At 64.1% G+C, this 20,046-nt stretch carries 17 protein-coding genes; 12 read left to right on the top strand and 5 right to left on the bottom strand.

The annotated features are described in order from the left end of the window. The first annotated feature begins 147 nt into the window (after window positions 1–147). From IVB19_RS00085 to xth, 6 genes are all read left to right on the top strand, one after another. Window positions 148–1,746, top strand: a complete 1,599-nt coding sequence (locus IVB19_RS00085) for a caspase family protein (RefSeq protein ID WP_039801002.1) — start codon at window positions 148–150, stop codon at window positions 1,744–1,746. A gap of 119 nt (window positions 1,747–1,865) precedes the next feature. Further along, entirely contained in the window at window positions 1,866–2,270 is a 405-nt protein-coding gene (locus IVB19_RS00080; RefSeq protein WP_018459659.1) for a GFA family protein, read from the top strand. Window positions 2,271–2,580: 310 nt separating this feature from the next. After that, window positions 2,581–3,795, top strand: coding sequence for an aminotransferase class I/II-fold pyridoxal phosphate-dependent enzyme (locus tag IVB19_RS00075; protein WP_247488080.1), 1,215 nt, complete (start codon window positions 2,581–2,583; stop codon window positions 3,793–3,795). A gap of 9 nt (window positions 3,796–3,804) precedes the next feature. After that, window positions 3,805–6,279, top strand: coding sequence for a DNA translocase FtsK (locus IVB19_RS00070; protein ID WP_026233856.1), 2,475 nt, complete (start codon window positions 3,805–3,807; stop codon window positions 6,277–6,279). A gap of 151 nt (window positions 6,280–6,430) precedes the next feature. Then, window positions 6,431–7,186, top strand: a complete 756-nt coding sequence (locus IVB19_RS00065; protein WP_018459655.1) for an outer membrane lipoprotein carrier protein LolA — start codon at window positions 6,431–6,433, stop codon at window positions 7,184–7,186. A gap of 143 nt (window positions 7,187–7,329) precedes the next feature. Beyond that, entirely contained in the window at window positions 7,330–8,145 is an 816-nt protein-coding gene (gene xth / locus IVB19_RS00060) for an exodeoxyribonuclease III (protein ID WP_018459654.1), read from the top strand. A gap of 120 nt (window positions 8,146–8,265) precedes the next feature. Here xth and IVB19_RS00055 read toward each other — a convergent pair whose 3' ends face one another. Further along, on the bottom strand, window positions 8,266–8,709 hold the full coding sequence (locus IVB19_RS00055) for a cyclic nucleotide-binding domain-containing protein (RefSeq protein WP_007598631.1): 444 nt from the start codon (window positions 8,707–8,709) through the stop codon (window positions 8,266–8,268). Window positions 8,710–8,767: 58 nt separating this feature from the next. After that, window positions 8,768–9,454: a response regulator transcription factor gene (locus IVB19_RS00050; RefSeq protein ID WP_007598630.1), complete on the bottom strand. Its 687-nt coding sequence runs from the start codon at window positions 9,452–9,454 to the stop codon at window positions 8,768–8,770. Window positions 9,455–9,656: 202 nt separating this feature from the next. Here IVB19_RS00050 and IVB19_RS00045 point away from each other — a divergent pair, with 202 nt between their 5' ends. After that, the gene (locus IVB19_RS00045; protein ID WP_026233855.1) at window positions 9,657–10,226 is read left to right on the top strand and encodes a L,D-transpeptidase family protein; all 570 of its coding nucleotides are present in this window, start codon (window positions 9,657–9,659) and stop codon (window positions 10,224–10,226) included. Window positions 10,227–10,232: 6 nt separating this feature from the next. Then, window positions 10,233–11,006, top strand: a complete 774-nt coding sequence (locus IVB19_RS00040) for a 2-keto-4-pentenoate hydratase (protein ID WP_247820860.1) — start codon at window positions 10,233–10,235, stop codon at window positions 11,004–11,006. 138 nt (window positions 11,007–11,144) lie between these two features. Here the strand turns inward: IVB19_RS00040 and IVB19_RS00035 are convergent, their stop codons facing one another. Continuing rightward, window positions 11,145–11,834, bottom strand: coding sequence for a YggS family pyridoxal phosphate-dependent enzyme (locus IVB19_RS00035; protein ID WP_018459651.1), 690 nt, complete (start codon window positions 11,832–11,834; stop codon window positions 11,145–11,147). Window positions 11,835–11,942: 108 nt separating this feature from the next. Between IVB19_RS00035 and IVB19_RS00030 the strand changes: the two genes are divergently transcribed. The 4 genes from IVB19_RS00030 to holA all read left to right on the top strand — a co-directional run bounded on the left by IVB19_RS00030 (window position 11,943) and on the right by holA (window position 18,076). Continuing rightward, the gene (locus tag IVB19_RS00030; RefSeq protein WP_018459650.1) at window positions 11,943–13,640 is read left to right on the top strand and encodes a diguanylate cyclase domain-containing protein; all 1,698 of its coding nucleotides are present in this window, start codon (window positions 11,943–11,945) and stop codon (window positions 13,638–13,640) included. Between the two features lie 197 nt (window positions 13,641–13,837). Next, a complete protein-coding gene (leuS, locus tag IVB19_RS00025) occupies window positions 13,838–16,462 on the top strand; it encodes a leucine--tRNA ligase (RefSeq protein WP_247820859.1) in 2,625 nt (874 codons plus the stop codon). Continuing rightward, window positions 16,449–17,000, top strand: coding sequence for an LPS assembly lipoprotein LptE (lptE, locus tag IVB19_RS00020; RefSeq protein ID WP_018459648.1), 552 nt, complete (start codon window positions 16,449–16,451; stop codon window positions 16,998–17,000). The genes leuS and lptE overlap by 14 nt, the downstream gene beginning before the upstream one ends. A gap of 47 nt (window positions 17,001–17,047) precedes the next feature. Continuing rightward, complete coding sequence (gene holA / locus IVB19_RS00015; RefSeq protein WP_018459647.1) at window positions 17,048–18,076, top strand: DNA polymerase III subunit delta; 1,029 nt, start codon at window positions 17,048–17,050, stop codon at window positions 18,074–18,076. Window positions 18,077–18,230: 154 nt separating this feature from the next. Here the strand turns inward: holA and IVB19_RS00010 are convergent, their stop codons facing one another. Then, window positions 18,231–19,115, bottom strand: coding sequence for a ParB/RepB/Spo0J family partition protein (locus tag IVB19_RS00010; RefSeq protein WP_018459646.1), 885 nt, complete (start codon window positions 19,113–19,115; stop codon window positions 18,231–18,233). Window positions 19,116–19,191: 76 nt separating this feature from the next. Beyond that, window positions 19,192–20,046, bottom strand: coding sequence for a ParA family protein (locus IVB19_RS00005; protein WP_018459645.1), 855 nt, complete (start codon window positions 20,044–20,046; stop codon window positions 19,192–19,194).

Here is a 20,046-nt window from a genome sequence, read left to right as displayed (position 1 = left end):
ATACCCGGCAATGTCCCGACCGTTGAGGGGCTCCAGCGCAAGTTGGAGCCCCTTTCTTTTTGGTCCCGTGCCGCTGGGCCGTCATAAGTTAAATTGCATTGCTGCGAGCTTGCTGAATATCATGCTCCCCGTTTGGAGCAGGATTTCATGCGTCTGCCCTATTGCCTAGTCTGGTGTTTCCTGTTGCTCGCTTTGTCGAGCCTCGATGCCCGCGCGGACAAGCGCGTCGCGCTGGTGATTGGCAACGGCGCTTACCGAAACGTTCCCCCGCTCGCCAATCCGACCAACGATGCGGCCGATGTCGGCGCGGCCCTCAAGCGATCGGGGTTCGATCCTGTTGTCACGACCGACCTCGACCAGTCCGCCATGCAGGACACCATTCTTCGCTTCGCGCGTGAGGCCCGCGGCGCCGATGTCGCCCTGTTCTATTACAGTGGGCACGCGCTCCAGTTCGCCGGCGTCAACTATCTGGTGCCTGTCGATGCCGTCGTTCGCGACGAGGTCGATCTGCGCCGTCTGGTGCGCGCCGACGAGATCCTGGCGGATCTGCAGCAGGCCAAGAACCTGCGCATCCTCGTGCTCGACGCCTGCCGCGACAATCCATTTGCCGACGAGTTGCGGCGAAACGTCGGACAGGGCCGTGGCGTCACCGTCTCACGCGGCCTTGCCAAGATGGAAAGTCCCGAGGGCACCATCATTTCCTACGCGACACAGGCCGGCCGGACCGCCGACGACGGCAGCGGCCGCAACAGCCCCTACACCAGCGCGTTCCTGGAGCACATCGGCGACAAGGGCAACGTCAACACGGTATTTCAGACGATCAGCGCCGGCGTCTACCAGCGCTCCAAAGGCTCGCAAGTACCGGAGCTGTCGCTGTCGTTCTTCGGCGAGTTCTACCTGAACGGCAAGCCCGAGACGGCGGCGTTGTCGCCTGCGACGCCTCAGGTCGATCCCTGCGCGGAGGCCGGAGACCATTGGCGTAGCGCGGAAGCGCTGGGAACGCTCGCGGCATTCAAGGATCACCTCGCACGCTTCCCGGCCTGCGCGTTCGCAGATCTGGCGAAATCGCGCGTCGAGACCTTGGCGAAACCATCAGACACCGCCAAGCGCGTAACCGCATTCGATGGAACCTGGATCGCGAAGGAGACTTGCGAGAACAAGCCCCCATTTCCCGAGGCCTATTTCCAGTATGCCCTGCGCGTCAAGGATGGCGTGCTGCACACTCTCTCCGGGGAAGAGGGCAAGCCCGGGGCCACAATCTATGACGGGAAGATCGAAGCGGATGGCAGCGCGACTGTCACCGTCAACGGGCTGATTGGCGAGAAGGATCCGCTGCGCCGCACAGCCGGCGCGCCCTATCAGTACAAGCTCGCACTCGAGCTGAAAGGAACCACCGGCGCCGGCGTCCGCACCGATACCAGCCGACCGTGTCGGATGGAACTCTCCAAGCTGACGACACAGAGCCCCGCTGCAAGTCCGGGCCAACCTGATTCGAAGCGGGCGCCCAAGCGCGAGGACAAGACGGCCGTGCTGCCGCCAGATCAGGCCGGAGCAGGGCAACCGCGGCAGACCGGAAGCGGCATGAGCTGTTCGTTCATGCGAAGCAGGTGCGCCACGGCATGCGTCGGTATGGGTGGCCGCGCGGATTGCGCTTCAACCGCTTGTCCACGGCTGGAAGCCGAGTGCATGAGCAGCGGGTGCTGGCGCGGCCGGGGATTCAACGGCTGCGGACTTGCCAAGAGATAGATGCACGAACCGGCTGCAGGAGGTCTGTCTTGGTCCGTCCAGGCGAAAGAAAAAGATTGCCATTCCACACCGCCCGCGCAGAAATATCGACCACAAGAAACAACAATCGGGAGGTCGTCATGCGTTTGGAAGGCGGATGCTATTGCGGCGAAGTGCGCTATGTCGCCGAGGGCGACCCGATGATGCAGGCGCAGTGTCATTGCCGCGAGTGCCAGTACATCTCGGGCGGCGCGCCCAACACCTTCATCGCGATGCCGGCGGCTGGCTTCAGCTACATCACCGGGCAACCCAAGCAATTCGCGCGCAAGGACCTCGAACGCGCCGTCACGCGCGAATTCTGCGCTCAATGCGGGACCCATCTGGTGACCAAGGTTCCCGGCCTGCCGGCGGCGATCCTGAAGGTCGGCACGCTGGACGAACCTGCGCAGTTCCATCCGCAGATGGCGATCTACACCTGCGACAAGCAGGACTTCCACGCGATCCCCGCGGGCATGGCGACATTCGAGAAGCTGCCGGGGCATTAGGGCGCCTATCCGCCAAAGCCGTCATAAGCCGTCATGCCCGGGCTTGTCCCGGCATCCACGTTCTTGGACGCCGTCGGAAAGGCCGTGGGTGGCCGGGACAGGCCCGGCCATGACATCGCCAAGACGTCCACCCCCTCGCAATGGCATGACCAGCTCCGAGAGCCGCCCGTGGCCTCATTATTCCTGCTCTGGACCGAGGCGGCGACCGATGGTTAATCGCGTCTTAACCTCGCCCTATCTATGGTGAACTGAACCGCTTCCCGTCGGCGCCGTGCTGCGACCGGCTGTTCCAAGAGTGCTGGCGTCCAGAATGGCTATGACCGCTTCATCCCGTGCGCCGCAGGACAGTGGAAGCTCCGATAGCGAACGCTCTCCCTTCGTCCGGCTGAACGAGCTGCTGGCACCGCATCAGCCCGGCAAGCCTTTGATTTCGCTTGCCGTCGGCGAGCCGCAGCATCCGGTGCCTGATTTCGTCGGCCCGGTACTGGCCAAGCACATCGCCGATTTCGGCCGTTACCCCGCGAACAAGGGCACCGACCCGTTCCGCTTGGCCGCGGGCGCCTGGCTGTCGTCGCGTTTCAAGCTGCCGCGACCGCTCAATCCCGAGAGCGAGATTCTCGTCCTCAATGGCAGCCGAGAGGGGCTGTTCCTCGCCGCCATCGCGGCTGCGCGCTATGTCGGCCCGCGTCCCGGCAAGCCCGCGATCCTGATGCCGAACCCGTTCTATCCGGTCTATGGCGCCGGCGCCCGCGCCGCTGCTTGCGAGCCGGTCTACCTGCCGACCACCGCCGAGAACGGCTTCCTGCCCGATCTCGACGCCATCGACGAGGCGACGCTGGCGCGCACGGTGGCGTTCTATCTGGCCTCGCCCGCCAACCCGCAGGGATCGGTGGCCTCGCGCGATTATTTCATTCGCCTGAAGCAGCTCGCCGACCGCTACGGCTTCGTGATCCTCAGCGACGAGTGCTATTCGGAGATCTACACCCGCGAAGCGCCCGGCAGCGCGCTCGAATGCGCTGGCCCTGATTTCACCCGCGTGGTCGCGTTCCAGTCGCTGTCCAAGCGCTCGAACCTGCCGGGCCTGCGCGTCGGCTTCGCCGCCGGCGACAAAAAACTCATCGGCATGTTCCTCGAATTGCGCAACATCGCGGCGCCGCAGGTGCCGGTCCCGTTGCAGCATGTCGCGACCGTTGCTTACGGCGACGAGGCGCATGTCGAGGAGAACCGCAGGCTCTACCGCATCAAGTTCGATCTCGCCGACCAGATCATCGGCAATCGTTACGGCTATCGCCGGCCCGATGCCGGCTTCTGCGTCTGGCTCAACACGTCCGAAATCGGCGACGATGTGTCTGTGTGCCTGAAACTCTTCAAGGAAACAGGCGTGCGCGTGGTGCCCGGCAGCTATCTGGCGCGGCTCCAGCCCGACGGCTTCAATCCCGGCGCAGGCTACATTCGCCTTGCGCTTGTGCAGGATGGCGAGACCACGGCGCAGGCGCTGCACCGCCTGGTCGAGACTCTGGGTTAGGCGGGGCCCATGAGCATGTCGACAATCGAACGTGTCATTCCCTTGGTCAGCCATCTGCCGCCCTCGATCCGCGAGGGGCTGGCGCGGCGCGTGCGCGAGCTCAGCGGTCTCGGCCTGATCGCATTGTCGGGCGCCGCCTCGGCGGCGCTGATGACCTGGTCAGTGCAGGATCCCAGCCTCAGCCACGCAACGTCGCGGCCGATCCGCAATATTCTCGGCTATGCCGGCGCGATCGGCGCCGACCTTGCGATGCAGATCCTCGGGCTCGGCGCGATCATGCTGGTCCTGACCGTCGCGGTCTGGGGCTGGCGCATGCTGACCCATCGCCCGTTCGACCGCGAGGCGCTGCGGCTCGGCTGCTGGATTCTCTGCACGGTGATCGCGGCGGGCTTCGTCAGCTGCTGGCCACATGGCGGCGCCTGGCCGCTGCCGACAGGCCTCGGCGGCGTGGTCGGCGATGCCCTGGTTCGCGCGCCCGCGGTGATCTTCGGACCGCCGGGCATGATCTATCGCATCGTGCTCGGCACGATCCTGTTCGCCGCGATGGCGGCGACCTTCCTGATCGCCTGCGGCCTCGGCGCACGCGAGCATGACGACGAACTCGCTGAGATCGAGGACGATGACAAGCCGCTCGACCTGGACGAGGAGAGCGATCGCGGTTCGGTATCGCTGGGCTGGCTGTTCCACGCCTTGATGAGCACGAAGGCACGACTGATCTGGTTGCTTGGCGCGGCCTACCGCTCGCTGGTCTCGAGCGGACCGAAGACCAAGGCCGTTGCCTTCAGCCGTCAGGAGCCGAAGCTCGGTGGCGGCCGCGCCGCGCCGCCGATCTCGCCGCAGTCCGAAGACGAGCACGACGAGGACGAGCACGAAGAAGACCACGAGGAGGAAGAGGAGGAGGAGCCCGCCGCGCGCGCGCCGCGCAAGAAGGCTGCTCCAAAGGCTGCTTCCAAGAAATCTTCCGACAAGTTCGAGCTTCCGTCCGTGTCGGTGCTGGCCGCGCCCAAGGCCGGCGATCGCCAGCCGCTCAGCAAGGCCGAGCTGGAAACCAATTCGCGCGCGCTCGAAGGCGTGCTGCAGGATTTCGGCGTTCGCGGCGAGATCGTGAAGGCCCATCCGGGTCCCGTGGTCACGCTGTACGAGCTGGAGCCGGCGCCGGGGATCAAATCGTCGCGCGTGATCGGACTTTCCGACGACATCGCCCGTTCGATGAGCGCGCTCTCGGCGCGCGTCGCCGTCGTGCCGGGCCGCAACGCCATCGGCATCGAGCTGCCGAACGCGCATCGCGAAAAGGTCTATCTGCGCGAGCTGCTGGTCGCCAAGGAGACTGTCGATTCGGTTGCGAAACTGCCGCTCTGCCTCGGCAAGACCATCGGCGGTGATCCCGTCATCATCGACCTCGCACGCACGCCGCACATGCTGATCGCCGGTACCACCGGCTCCGGCAAGTCGGTCGCCATCAACACCATGATCCTCAGCTTGGTCTATCGGCTGCGCCCGGACCAGTGCCGCCTGATCATGGTCGATCCGAAGATGCTCGAACTCTCCGTCTATGACGGCATTCCCCATCTGCTCACGCCCGTCGTGACCGACCCGAAGAAGGCGGTGGTCGCGCTGAAATGGGCCGTGCGCGAGATGGAAGAGCGCTACAAGAACATGGCCAAGCTCGGTGTGCGCAACATCGACGGTTACAACACGCGCTTGCTCGAATTGAAGGCCAAGGGCGAAGAGCCGACGCGCACGGTGCACACCGGCTTCGACAAGGAAACCGGCAAGGCGATCTACGAGGAAGAGAAGCTCTCGCTCGACCCGCTGCCCTACATCGTCATCATCGTCGACGAAATGGCCGACCTGATGATGGTTGCCGGCAAGGACATCGAAGGCGCGGTGCAGCGCCTCGCGCAGATGGCGCGCGCCGCCGGCCTGCACGTGATCCTCGCAACGCAGCGTCCATCGGTCGACGTCATCACCGGTACCATCAAGGCGAACTTCCCAACCCGCATCGCCTTCCAGGTGACGTCCAAGATCGACAGCCGCACGATTCTCGGCGAGATGGGTGCCGAGCAGCTGCTCGGCCAGGGCGACATGCTCTACATGGCCGGGGGCGGTCGCATCAGCCGCGTGCACGGACCTTTCGCGTCGGACGAGGAAGTCGAGAAGGTGGTGCGCCACCTCAAGACGCAGGGACAGCCGGAATATCTCGAAGCCGTCACGGCCGAAGAACCCAGCGAAGACGAGGACGGCGCGGTGTTCGACGCGTCCGCCATGGGCGCGGATGGCGGCGGCGATTTGTTCTCGCAGGCTGTTGCGATCGTCAAACGCGACCGTAAGGCCTCTACCAGCTATATCCAGCGCCGCCTGCAGATCGGCTATAACCGCGCCGCATCGCTGATGGAGCGCATGGAACTGGAGGGCATCGTCGGACCCGCCAACCACGCCGGCAAGCGCGAGATCCTGGTCGAGGAAGAAGACAGCCATATGTGAGGCGAGCCGCCTCAAACCATCATTCACGCAAAAACGTTATCTGCTTTTGGCCGAAATCACGCTAAAAGGGCGCCCAGCCACACAGGACGACGCGTTGATCAGACATCCGGACATTCGATTCGCTGCCATTGTCGCCGCGCGGAGCGCGCGCATGGCCGGCGTAATTCTCGTCACCGCCGCGATGGTGATCACGGCGTCGTTCGCGCAGACCGTTCCCGTGCCGAAGCCTGCACCGAAGGGCCGCGACGGCGGTCCGGCCGTTGGAGGGCCCGCGGTCACCGGCGCGACCCAGACGCCGCCCAATCCGGTGATTCCGGATCCACGCCGCAACGTGCCGAGCAGCATCTTCCAGACCTTCGATGCGAACCAGAAGGCCCAGGCCGCCAAGGTCAGCGCCTATTTGTCGTCATTGTCGACGCTGGTCGGGAATTTCGTCCAGGTCGGCCCCGACGGCAGCAAGACGCAAGGCGACTTCTACATCCAGAAGCCGGGCAAGGTGCGCTTCGAATATGACGCGCCGAGCCCGATCGACATCGTCGCCGACGGATCGTCGCTGGTGGTGCGCGACCGCAAGCTCGCGACGCAGGACGTCTATCCGCTGTCACAGACACCGCTGCGTTTCCTGCTGTCCGACCGCATCGACCTGATGAAGGACACCAACGTCGTCAACGTCTCGGCCGACGACGTCTTCGTCAGCGTCACCATCGAGGAGAAGCAGGCGCTGGTCGGCACCAGTCGCCTCTTGCTGATGTTCGGCGCCAAGGACGGCCAGTTGAAGCAGTGGACCGTCACCGACCCGCAGGGCTACGACACCACGATCGCGGTCTATAATCTGGATACGAGCAAGAAGCTCGATCCCGGCATGTTCAAGATCGATTTTACCAATTACGGCCCGTCGCCGGGCTGAGACTTACTCGCTGCTGCGATGATCGACATGCCCGGGCTTGTCCCGGGCATCCACGTTCTGGACCTACAATCTGGACCTACAAAAAGGCGTGGATGGCCGGGTCAAGCCCGGCCATGACGGATGGAGTTTGTTAGATCAATCTCATGCGTTTTTCCCTGACAACCTGGAACATCAATTCGGTGCGGCTGCGCATCGATCTGGTCGCAAAATTTCTCAAGAGCGCGCGGCCGGACGTGCTGTGTCTCCAGGAGACCAAGTGCATCGACGACGCTTTTCCGCTGAAGCGCTTCAAGCGGCTCGGCTACGAGCATGTCGCGTTGAACGGCCAGAAGGGTTATCACGGCGTCGCCATCGTCTCGAAGATTCCGTTCGAGTCGAAGGACATCCGCACCTTCTGCGACAAGGTGGATTCACGCCACATCTCGGTGTCGTTCGGTGAGAGGGCCGGGATCGCGAAACCCCTGGTGGTGCATAATTTCTACGTGCCCGCCGGCGGCGACATTCCCGATCCCGCGCTGAACGAGAAATTCGATCACAAGCTCCGCTTCCTCGACGAGATGAAGGCGTGCGAGCCGTTGCATCCGCGCGGCGAGGATCGCCACATCCTGGTCGGCGATCTCAACGTTGCCCCGCATGAGAATGACGTCTGGTCGCACAAGCAGCTTCTGAAAGTGGTGTCGCACACGCCCATCGAAACCGAGAAGCTGCAAGCCGCGCTCGCCGCCGGCGAATGGGTCGATGTCGCGCGCGATCGCATTCCGATGTCGGAAAAGGTCTACACGTGGTGGAGCTACCGCTCCGCCGATTGGACTGTCGGCGACCGCGGCCGCAGGCTCGACCACATCTGGGTCTCGCGCGCGCTGAAAGATGCGGTGAGTGATTTCAAGATTTTGCGCGATGCGCGGAGCTGGGAGCGTCCGTCGGATCATGTGCCGGTGACGGTGACGCTCGAGGTTTAATGTCGCTCTGGCGAAAGCCAGGCCCATTACACCAATCTTCGTTGTTGCGCGAGGACATCGGCAATCGCACCAAGCCAGAAACATTTGGGATGACGGGTCCTGGCCTTCGCCAGGACGACATCACGACGTCAGCTTCGCACCCGCCATCAATATATCGCTGGCGATCTGGCTGGAGCGCACCGCGAATTCGTCGCGCAGGCGGACGGCGGCGGCGGGGTCGCTTTCGAGCACACGCTGAAACAGGCTGCGCGCGACGCGGATGACGGAGGCGTGCTCGATCGCGATCGCGCTCGACGGCCGCTTCATCGGCACGATCAGCGCGAGCTCGCCGATCAACGCACCGGGACTTGCGATCATCTCCGCACCGGCGCCGTCGTCGACCCGGAAGGCGCCGCGCTGGACCACGAAGCCGGCATCGGCATCGTCGCCGAGATTGAACAAGACGTCGCCGCGGACGAAGTCACGCTGCTCGGAGCCGATCGCCAGCATGCGCAACGAAGCGTCTCCCAACAGGCGCAGTGTCGGGACACGCTCGAGAAGCGCTACATCATCGTCGATTGACATTCAGGTCCGGGGCTCAAGGGCACGCAATCTAAAACGATTCGCACGCCCCTGAAGCGTATCACGGCACCAGCTTGTAGCCACCGGCTTCCGTGACCAGGATTTCCGGGTTCGCGGCGTCCTTCTCGATCTTCTGGCGAAGCCGGTAAATGTGGGTTTCCAGCGTGTGGGTGGTGACGCCGGAATTGTAGCCCCAGACCTCCTGGAGCAGGGTCTCGCGCGAGACCGGCATCTGGCCGGCCCGGTAGAGGAAGCGGAGGATGGCGGTTTCCTTCTCCGTCAGCCGGACCTTGCGCGCATTGGCGGCGGTCAGCATCTTGGAGCCGGGCCGGAAAGAGTAGGGGCCGACCGAGAACACTGCGTCCTCGCTGGCTTCGTGCTGCCGGAGCTGGGCGCGGATGCGCGCCAGCAGTACGGCGAAGCGGAAGGGTTTTGCGACATAGTCGTTGGCGCCGGATTCCAGCCCCAAAATCGTGTCGGAATCGGTGTCATGCCCGGTGAGCATGATGATCGGAGCCTTGAACCCGCCCTTGCGTAAGGAACGGACCACTTCGCGGCCATCGGTGTCGGGCAGGCCAACATCCATCAGGACGAGATCGGGGGCATTGGCCTTCGCGGCGCTCGCGCCCTTGGCGCCGGTATCGACCGCGGAGGCTTCAAATTCTTCGTGCAGCGACAATTGCTCCACCAACGTATCGCGCAGATCGGTATCGTCATCCACGATCAGGATCTTGCGGGCATTGGCCATAGGGGGTCATCCTTTTGGGGTCCGGCGCGGCGCGCATCCATGCTGCACCCAGCCGAGAGGGAAGTTTAGGGGTCGCCGTTATTATTGTTGTTCGTCTTGAAGTAGTGGGCTGTTACCGATTCACAAGCCAGAACCACTCTAACCTAGAATAGCAGGCCGTTTTGATGAATGTCCTGTAATGAATTCGACATCGCACGTTCACATGAAAAATAAAGCTGCTTCAGCTAGTTACACCATGAACCGGAGCGCCGGGCCGCTCTCGGTGATCCGCGTTAAGCCTGCCGCCGGGAAGCCGCGCCGGGGCTGGCTGACCGCCGGAGCGCTGACGATTCCGGTGGCGCTCGGACGCGGCGGCATTCTGGCGAACAAGCGCGAGGGCGATGGCGGCACCCCGCGGGGCAGCTTCCGTCCGAGGCGATTGTGGTGGCGGGGCGACCGGCACAGCCGCCCGCAGACCTTCCTGCCGGCCCGGATCATCACCGGCGAGGACGCCTGGTGCGAGGATCCCAAGGACCGTCATTACAATCAGGGAATCCGCCTCCGCCAGGGGCAGGGCGGCGACCGGCTCAAGCGGGCCGACCATCTCTATGACTTCATCATCGAAATCGACCACAATACGAGGCCGCGGATCGCCGGCCGGGGCAGCGCGGTGTTCTTGCATCTGGCCCGCGACAATTTCGGCCCCACCGCAGGCTGCGTCTCGATGACCGAAGCGGCGATGCGACAATTGCTGCGGCGGCTTGGACCAAAAACAAAAATCATCATCGGATGAGGACACATGCTCGACAAGGATCAGATCGCCGCCGCTTCGCAGGTCCTGGTTAAACATTGGCGCGACGGCACCAAGCTTGACGCGCTGGAGCCAGAGTTGCGGCCTCAGAACCGCACCGAGGCTTACGCCGTGCAGGCTGCGCTCAGCGGGACTTTGTTCGGCTGGAAGATCGCGGCAACGAGCGAGTCCGGACAGAAGCACATCAATGTCGCGGGACCGTTGGCCGGTCGGATCATGAGCGACACCGTGATCGCCGATGGCGGCACCGCCTCGATGAAGGGCAACGCGATGCGCGTCGGCGAACCGGAGTTCGCTTTCGGCATGGGGCGCGATCTGCCGCCGCGCGCGGCGCCATATACTGTCGACGAGGTGCTCGCCGCCGTGGACAGCTTGCATGCCGCGATCGAGATTCCCGATTCGCGCTTTGCCGATTTCGCCAGCGCCGGCGAGGCGCAGCTCATCGCCGACAACGCCTGTGCGCATCTGTTCGTGCTGGGCGCAGCGACGAATGCGAACTGGCGTGCCATGGATCTCGTCGAAGAGCGGCCGCAGATCACGCTACGCGGCCAGCGCTATCTCGGCCACGGCAAGAACGTGCTCGGCGATCCCCGCATTGCCCTGGCCTGGCTGGCCAACGAGCTGCGTGGCCTCGGCATCATCTTGCGGGCAGGGGAGGTAGTGACCACGGGCACGTGCCATCCGCCGCTTCCGATCCAGGCGGGTGATCGGTTTGTCGCGGACTTTGGCGCGCTGGGGAAGGTGGCAGTGGGGTTTGAATAGGCCCCACATACACCACCGTCATTGCGAGCGCAGCGAAGCAATCCAGAATCTTTCCGCGGAGGGACTCTGGATTGCTTCGCTGTGCTCGCAATGACGAAATCGAGAGTTCGTATGGCGCTCTGCCGTCGCTAACGGCTCTCACCGGCGCCCGAAGATCGCACTGCCCACGCGCACATGGGTGGCGCCGAGCATGATCGCGGTCGCATAATCCGCGCTCATGCCCATCGAGAGCTTCTTCAATCCATTGCGCGCGGCGACCTTGGCGGTCAGCGCGAAATGCGCCGCCGGCGGCTCGTCTACCGGCGGGATGCACATCAACCCCGAGATCGTCAGCCCGTAGGTGTCGCGGCAGCTCGCGATGAAAGCATCGGCCTCGCCGGGCGCGATGCCCGCCTTCTGCGGCTCCTCACCGATATTGATCTGCACGAACAATTCCGGGTGCTTGTTCTGGGATTCGATTTCCTTGGCTAACGCCTGGCAAATGCTCGGGCGATCGACCGAATGGATGGCATCGAACAGCGCGACTGCCTCTTTCGCCTTGTTGGATTGCAGCGGGCCGATCAGATGCAGCGCGATATCGGGGTAAACAGAAGTTAACGCGGGCCACTTGCCTTTGGCCTCCTGCACGCGATTCTCCCCGAATACGCGCTGCCCGGCGCCGATGACCGGGGTAATTGCATCCGCGGCGAAAGTTTTCGACACCGCGATCAGCGTCACGGAGGCACGCTCGCGCCGCGCATCCTTGCAGGCGCGCGCGATTTCGGCTTCGACCGCGGCGAGCGCGTTTGGTGAATGGCCGGTTAGCGGCGCGGCGTTGGCTTCAGTCATGATGTCGCATCGGAGCTGGTTGTTGCGGAGCTAGTTCTAATTTTACCGAGTTCAAGAAAGAGTTTTTGAACCCCTCGCTTTACCTTAGCCGCGGGGTGGGCAGCGAAGATGTCAAACGTCAGTTTCAACCGCAAACGAGCGAAACTCAAGCAGGTTCTCGGAATCCGGGCGCGGCTTGCGTTGCTCGCGGTGATTCTGGTGACGCCTTTGATGTTCGAACGCATCCGATCGCTGGAAGACACGCGCACACGGCAGATCGCACAGGCCACAGCCGAATTCACCACCGTTGCAAGACACAGCGCCGATGCGCAGCGCGAGGTGATCTCGTCGGTCGAGACCATCCTGAAATCGGAAGCTTTCATCCGCGCCTCCGCCGGCGGCATCAGCAAGAGCTGTGACGTGCTGCGCGCGAGCCTGCCGTCGAACCTTCCCTGGATCCGCACGCTTCTGATCGCCGGCCAGGACGGGCGCATCCAGTGCGCCACCAACAACATGTATGTCGGCCTGGACCTCAGTGACCGGCCGTATTTCCAGCAGGCGCAGGAAACCGGCCGCTTCGTCCTGAGCGACTTCATCCTGTCGCGCCCGGTGCTGACACCGACCGTCATGGCGGTTTACCCGGTGTCCGCCTTCAGCGGCGTAGCGGATGCCGTCGTGCTCGCCACCGTCAACCTCGACTGGATGTCGAAGGTCATGAGCAATCTGGGGGGGCGCGCCGGCATCACGGCCGTGCTGGTCGACAGCACCGGCACCGTGCTGGCGGCACCGGCCGACCAGCATAGTGCGATCGGCCGTCCGCTCGACAACATGCCGCTGATGTCCGCGATCGCCGACAAGGCGCTGAGGTCTGACCAGGACGAAGGTTCACTCTCTTTCCTCGCTGCCGACGGCTCCCGCCGCGCGGTCAGCTATATCCGCATCGCCGGAACCAATGCCCGCCTGATCGCCAGCATCGACGAGGACAAGGTGTCCGCGGCCGTGAGCCGCGACATCCGCACCGCCTATCTCCAGCTCGGTTTCGTCGTCGTATTCGTGCTGCTCGGCGCGCTGATCGCAGCCGAGAAACTGGTGATCAAGCCGATCAGGATGCTCGCCGACATGGCCAAGCGTCTGGGCGAGGGCGATCTGTCGGCGCGTGCCGCGCGCAATCGCCTGCCGGCCGAGTTCGTGCCGCTCGCCCGCGCGTTCAACGCGATGGCCGCACAGCTCAGCCAGCGCGAACGCGAGCTGATGGCGAGCAATGACCGACTCACGGTGATGGCCTCGATCGACATGTTGTCGGGGCTTGCCAACCGCCGCGGCTTCCAGAGCCGCCTCGATTTCGAATGGATGCGCGCGCAGCAATATGGCAGCGACCTCGCGCTGTTGATGATCGACGTCGACCATTTCAAGCTGTTCAACGACACCTACGGCCATCTCGAAGGCGATTCTTGCCTGACCAGGCTCGGCGAATCGCTGTCCGGCATCGCCGCCGACACGATGGGCTTCGCGGCCCGCTACGGCGGCGAGGAATTCTGCCTGTTGCTGCCGAACACCGACGTGGCGCGCGCCGTCGAAATTGGCGAACAGGCGCGTGCGGCCGTGCTGAAGCTGGGCCTGCCGCACATCACCTCCGACCACATGATCGTCACCGTCTCGATCGGCGTTGCCGCGACCAAGCCCAACGAGAGCTTGCGTCCGGGCGATTTGATCGAAGCCGCCGACGCCGCGCTCTACGCCGCCAAGCACCGCGGTCGCAACAACGTCGTCGAGCATGGCATCACGGTGATCGACAACGGCGCGGCGGAAATGATGATGGCGGGCTGAGGGCTAACCCGCAGCCCGGACGCGATCGACCTCGCTCTCGGTGACCAGGCCCGGCGAGCCGAACAGGACTCTCCGTATTTTTGCGGAGCAGCCTTGCGGCGCCGCGCCGCCAGCGGCAACCCATTGACCCCCCGAGGACTTCTATGGCCTAGTCCGCCGTCTTTAGACGGCCAGATCCACGAAAACCCAACGATTCCATGACCTCCGAACGCTACAACGCCCGCGACGCCGAACCGCGCTGGCAAGCCGCCTGGGACCAACAGGCGATCTTCGTCTCCAAAAACGACGATCCGCGGCCGAAATACTATGTGCTTGAGATGTTCCCCTACCCGTCGGGGCGCATCCATATCGGCCATGTCCGCAATTACACGCTTGGCGACGTACTGGCCCGCTTCATGCGAGCCAAGGGTTTCAACGTGCTGCACCCGATGGGCTGGGACGCTTTCGGCCTGCCGGCCGAGAACGCCGCGATCGAGCGCAAGGTCGCACCGAAGGCCTGGACCTACGCCAACATCGCCGCGATGAAGAAGCAGCTCCGTTCGATCGGACTGTCGCTGGACTGGAGCCGCGAGATCGCGACCTGCGATCCCTCCTATTACAAGCACCAGCAGAAGATGTTTCTGGACTTCCTGCGCGAAGGCCTCGCCGAGCGCGAGAAGCGCAAGGTGAACTGGGACCCCGTCGACATGACCGTGCTCGCCAACGAGCAGGTGATCGACGGGAAGGGCTGGCGTTCGGGTGCCGTTGTCGAGCAACGGGAAATGAACCAGTGGGTCTTCAAGATCACGAAGTACTCGCAGGAGCTGCTGTCTGCACTGGATACGCTGGACCGCTGGCCCGACAAGGTGCGGCTGATGCAGCGCAACTGGATCGGCCGGTCCGAGGGCCTGCTGATCCGCTTCGCGCTCGACGCGACGACGACGCCGGCCGGCGAGAGCGAGCTGAAGATTTTTACGACACGCCCCGACACGCTGTTCGGCGCGAAGTTCATGGCGATCTCGGCCGATCATCCGTTGGCGCAGGCAGCCGCGGCTAAGAATCCGAAGCTTGCCGAGTTCATCGGCGAGATCAAGCGGATGGGCACGGCGCAGGAGATCATCGACACCGCCGAGAAGCAGGGATTCGATACCGGCATCCGCGCGGTCCACCCGTTCGATCCGAGCTGGAAGCTGCCGGTCTATGTCGCCAACTTCGTGCTGATGGAATACGGCACCGGCGCCATTTTCGGCTGTCCCGCACACGACCAGCGCGACCTCGACTTCGTCAACAAGTACGCTCTCGGCAACACGCCGGTGGTGTGCCCCGAGGGCCAGGATCCGAAATCATTCGTCATCACCGATACCGCCTATGACGGTGACGGCCGCATGATCAATTCGCGTTTCCTTGACGGCATGACCATCGATCAGGCCAAGGACGAGGTGGCGAAGCGTCTCGAGAGCGAGCTGCGCGGCAACGCGCCGGTCGGCGAGCGCCAGGTCAATTTCCGCCTGCGCGACTGGGGCATTTCGCGCCAGCGCTATTGGGGCTGCCCGATCCCGGTCATCCATTGCCCGAAATGCGACGTCGTGCCGGTGCCGGATGCCGATCTGCCCGTCGAACTGCCGGACGATGCGACCTTCGACAAGCCGGGCAACGCGCTCGATCATCATCCGACCTGGAAGCACGTCACCTGTCCGCAATGCGGCGGCAAGGCTAGCCGCGAAACTGACACCATGGACACCTTCGTCGATTCGTCCTGGTACTTTGCGCGTTTCACCGATCCCTGGAACGAGAACGCTCCGACGACGCCAGAGGTCGCCAACCGGATGCTGCCGGTCGACCAGTATATCGGCGGCGTCGAGCACGCGATCCTGCATCTGCTCTACAGCCGCTTCTTCACCCGCGCGATGAAGGCGACCGGGCACATCGCCCTGGACGAGCCGTTCGCGGGCATGTTCACGCAGGGCATGGTAGTGCACGAGACCTACCAGAAGGCCGACGGCACCTACGTCCAGCCGGTCGAGGTGAAGGTCGAGACCGGCGCCAACGGCCGCCGCGCCACGCTGCTAACGTCAGGCGAAGACATCCAGATCGGCCCGATCGAGAAGATGTCGAAGTCGAAGAAGAACACGGTCGATCCCGACGACATCATCGAGACCTATGGCGCCGACGTCGCCCGCTGGTTCATGCTGTCGGACTCCCCGCCCGAGCGCGACGTGATCTGGAGCGACGAGCGCGTCCAGGGCGCCTCGCGCTTCGTGCAGCGGCTGTGGCGGCTGGTGAACGATTCTGTGGAACCCGGCAAGGGCGCGCCGACGGCCCGGCCGGCCAGCTTCGGCCCGGACGCCACCGCCTTGCGCAAGGCTGCCCATGGCGCGCTGGACAAGGTCACCACCGGAATCGAGCGACTGCACTTCAACGTCTGCCTCGCCCATATCCGCGAATTCACCAATGCGTTTGCGGAGATCTTGCAACGTCCCGGCCAGCCGGCTCCAGATTTGGCCTGGGCGATCCGGGAGGCCAGCCAGATCCTGGTCCAGCTGTTCTCCCCGATGATGCCGCATTTGGCCGAGGAGTGTTGGCAGGTTCTGGGCCATAGCGGGCTGGTTTCCGAGGCCAATTGGCCCCAAATCGAACGCGATTTGCTGGTTGAAGACAGTGTGACCCTGGTGGTCCAGGTCAACGGTAAGAAGCGGGGCGAGGTCACAGTTGCAACAGCGGCCGAGAATCCGGAAATCGAGGCTGCCGTTTTGGCCCTCGATGCGGTAAAACTGGCCTTGGATGGCAAACCCGTCCGCAAGGTGATTATCGTCTCCAAGAGGATCGTGAATGTTGTCGGCTAGGATCCGCATCGCAGCCCGCTTGCTGGCGGTCGCCGCACTGGCGGCCATGACGGCCGGCTGCTTCCACCCGATGTATGCCGAGCACACCGACGGCACCCCCGGTCTGCGCGAGAAGCTGATGGGGGTCGATCTACCCCCGATCGCCAAAGCCAATGCCTCACGCGAGGCCCGGGTCGGCGTCGAGGTCCGCAACGCGCTGGCCTTCAAGCTCTATGGCAGCGCCACTGGCATGCCGCCAACCCACCGCCTCGAGATCCGCTTCGCAAGCAGCAAGACGTCGCTGATCGTCGATCCCAACACCGGCCTGCCCAGCAGCGAAAACTACGGCCTCGACGCCCAGTACAATCTGATCGAGGTCGTCAGCGGCAAGTCGGTGATGACAGGCACCACGTTCTCCCGCGTGTCCTACGACATGCCCGGCTCCTATCAGCGTTTCAGCCGCAACCGCGCGGTACGTGATGCCGAGGATCGTGCTGCCAACGAGATCGCCGAGAACATCACGACTCGACTCGCCTCGTTCTTCACCGCGGGCACTTAATTCATCCCGTCACCCCGGTTCGCCCGGAATGACGAGTCCCAGGCAACATGGTCGCGCTGCGCGGAAAAGAGATCGACGCCTTTCTCGCCCGCCCCGATGCGGGCCGTCCGATCATCCTGCTCTATGGTCCCGACGCCGGCCTGGTCCGCGAACGCGCGGATGCGCTGATCGCCTCGTCCGTCGACGATCCCAATGATCCCTTCTCGCTGGTCAAGGTCGATGGCGACGAGCTCTCCGCCGAGCCGTCGCGCCTCGTCGACGAGGCCATGACGGTGCCGCTGTTCGGCGGCCGCCGCGCCATCCGCGTGCGCGCCGGCTCGCGCAGCTTTGCCAGTGCTATCGACACGCTGGCGGAAATGGGCGTCAGGGATTGCCGCATCGTGATCGAGGCCGGCGAGCTGCGTCCGGAATCGCCACTCCGCAAGGCCTGCGAACGCGCCAAGACGGCCGTCGCGATCGCCTGCTATCCCGATACCGAGCGCGATCTCGCCAAGCTCATGGAAGACGAGCTCCGCATCGCCAATTTGCGCATCGCGCAAGATGCCCGCGCGGCGCTGATGTCGTTCCTCGGCGGCGATCGCCAGGCCTCCCGCAACGAGCTGCGCAAGCTCACGCTCTATGCCCATGGCAAGGGCGAGATCACGCTGGATGACGTGATGGCTGTCGTCGCCGATGCGTCGGAACTGAAACTCGATCCGATCGTCGATGGCGCCTTCGCCGGCCGGCCCGAGATCGTCGAGAACGAGTTTGCCAAAGCCATGATCGCCGGCACCTACCCCGGCGTGATCATCTCCGCGGCGCAGCGTCAGGCGGCGTGGCTGCACAAATCGGCGCTCGCAATCGCCGACGGCACGCCCGCATCCGCGGTGCTCGACAGCGGCTATCCGCGCCTGCATTTTTCGCGGAAGCCCGCGGTCGAAACCGCATTGCGCAATTTCAGCGTGGCGCGGCTCGCCGTCATCATCGAGCAGCTCGCGACCGCCGCGCTCGATACCCGCAAGCAATCCACCCTCGCCGCCGCCATCGCCCAGCGCACGCTGATGGCGATCGCCGCAAACGCGAAGCGGCGGAGCTGAGCTTCCCGCACTGTCCCCTCGTCATTGCGAGGAGCCCTTGCGACGAAGCAATCCAGAATCTCTCCGCGGAAAGATTCTGGATGGCTTCGCTGCGCTCGCAATGACGTGTGGATCGGCATGAGGTCCTGGCTTTCGCCAGGACGACACCAAGCGGCTACAGGGCGCCCTTCGCCAGCCGCCGCATCACCTCGTCGAGCTGATCGAGGTTGCGGTAGTTGATCTGGACCGAGCCGCCGGGGTCGCGGTGGCTCACCGTGACCTTGAGCCCGAGCGCGTCGCTGACGCGCTTTTCGAGGTCGACCGTGTCAGGGTCCTTTTCCTTCGCCCCCGTGCGCGCCTTCTGCGGCTTGCGCTCCGGCACGCCCTCTTCATGCGCCAACGCCTCGGCCTGGCGGACGTTGAGGCCCTCCTCGACGATGCGCTTGGCGGCAGCGAGCGGATCAGGCACGCCGATCAGCGCGCGGGCATGACCCGCGGTCAGCTCGCCGGTCGTGATCAGGGTTTGCACCTCGGCGGGAAGCTTCGTCAGCCGCATCATGTTGGCGATGTGGCTGCGGCTCTTGCCGACGACTTTGGCGATGTCGTCCTGGCTGCGTTTGAACTCGTTGGCGAGCGCGTGATACCCAAGCGCCTCTTCCATCGGGTTGAGGTCTTCGCGTTGCACGTTCTCGACGATCGCGAACTCCAGCGCATCGCTGTCGCTGATGTCGACGGGGACGATCGGCACTTCGTGCAGGCCGGCCATTTGCGAGGCGCGCCAGCGCCGTTCGCCGGCGATGATCTCGAAGCGGTCCTGCGCACCCTTCACCGGGCGCACCACGATCGGCTGGATCACGCCATGCTGCCTGATCGAATCGCTGAGCTCCCTGAGCTCGCTCTCCGAAAAGGTGCGGCGCGGGTTGCGCGGATTGGGCTTGATGAACTCGATCGGCACCTTGCGTTGCGCGCGCGGCCGATCGACATGCTGAGCCTCGCCGCCGACGTCACCGATCAGACTCGCAAGACCCCGGCCCAGTCGCGAACGCGCTTCGTCGGCCATCGCCAGCTCCCTTGGATTCACGCTGCACTCCAGAACTGAATTGTCGAAACTCGTAACTCGTAGCATCAACGCCGCTTCAATGCGTCGTCCGCAGCTCGCGCTCGCGCTGGATCACTTCGGTGGCGAGCCGCAGATAAGCTTCGCTGCCGACGCATTTGAGATCGTAGACGAGCACCGGCTTGCCGTAGGACGGCGCCTCCGAGATGCGCACGTTGCGCGGGATCATGGTCTTGTAGACCTTCTCGCCCATGAACTGCCGGACGTCGGCAACGACCTGGTTCGAGAGATTGTTGCGCGAGTCGAACATGGTCAGCACGATGCCGTGGATCGACAGGCTCGGATTGAGCGTCGAGCGCACCTGCTCCACCGTCTGCAGCAATTGCGACAGACCTTCGAGCGCGAAGAACTCGCACTGGAGCGGCACCAGGATTGCGTCGGAAGCCGCCATCGCGTTCACGGTGATCAAGTTGAGCGAGGGCGGACAGTCGATCAGCACGTAAGTGTAATCGGCGTCGGGCGAGACGTTGTTGTTGAGCGCGCTGATCGCATCGCGCAGCTTGTACGCACGACCCGGCGTGGTGCCGAGCTCGAGCTCAAGGCCGGAGAGATCCATGGTCGAGGGCGCGATATGCAGCCGCGGCACTGCCGTCGACACCACCGCTTCCCGCAGGCTCGCCTCGCCGATCAGAACGTCATAGGTCGAGCAGGAGCGGTTGCGGCGATCGATGCCGAGTCCGGTCGAGGCATTGCCCTGCGGATCGAGATCGACGATCAGGACGCGCTCGCCGATCGCAGCGAGCGCCGTGCCGAGATTGATCGCCGTGGTTGTTTTTCCCACGCCGCCCTTCTGATTCGCCAGCGCCAGGATGCGCGGATGGCCCTGCGGGACGGCGGCGGTCTGTTCTTGCTGCGGTTCGTCAATCACGCTCAT

The sequence above is a fragment of the Bradyrhizobium sp. 187 genome, assembly GCF_023101005.1.
In the GTDB taxonomy this organism is placed as follows: Bacteria; Pseudomonadota; Alphaproteobacteria; order Rhizobiales; family Xanthobacteraceae; genus Bradyrhizobium; species Bradyrhizobium canariense_D.
This window is presented reverse-complemented; position numbering and strand designations above follow the sequence as displayed.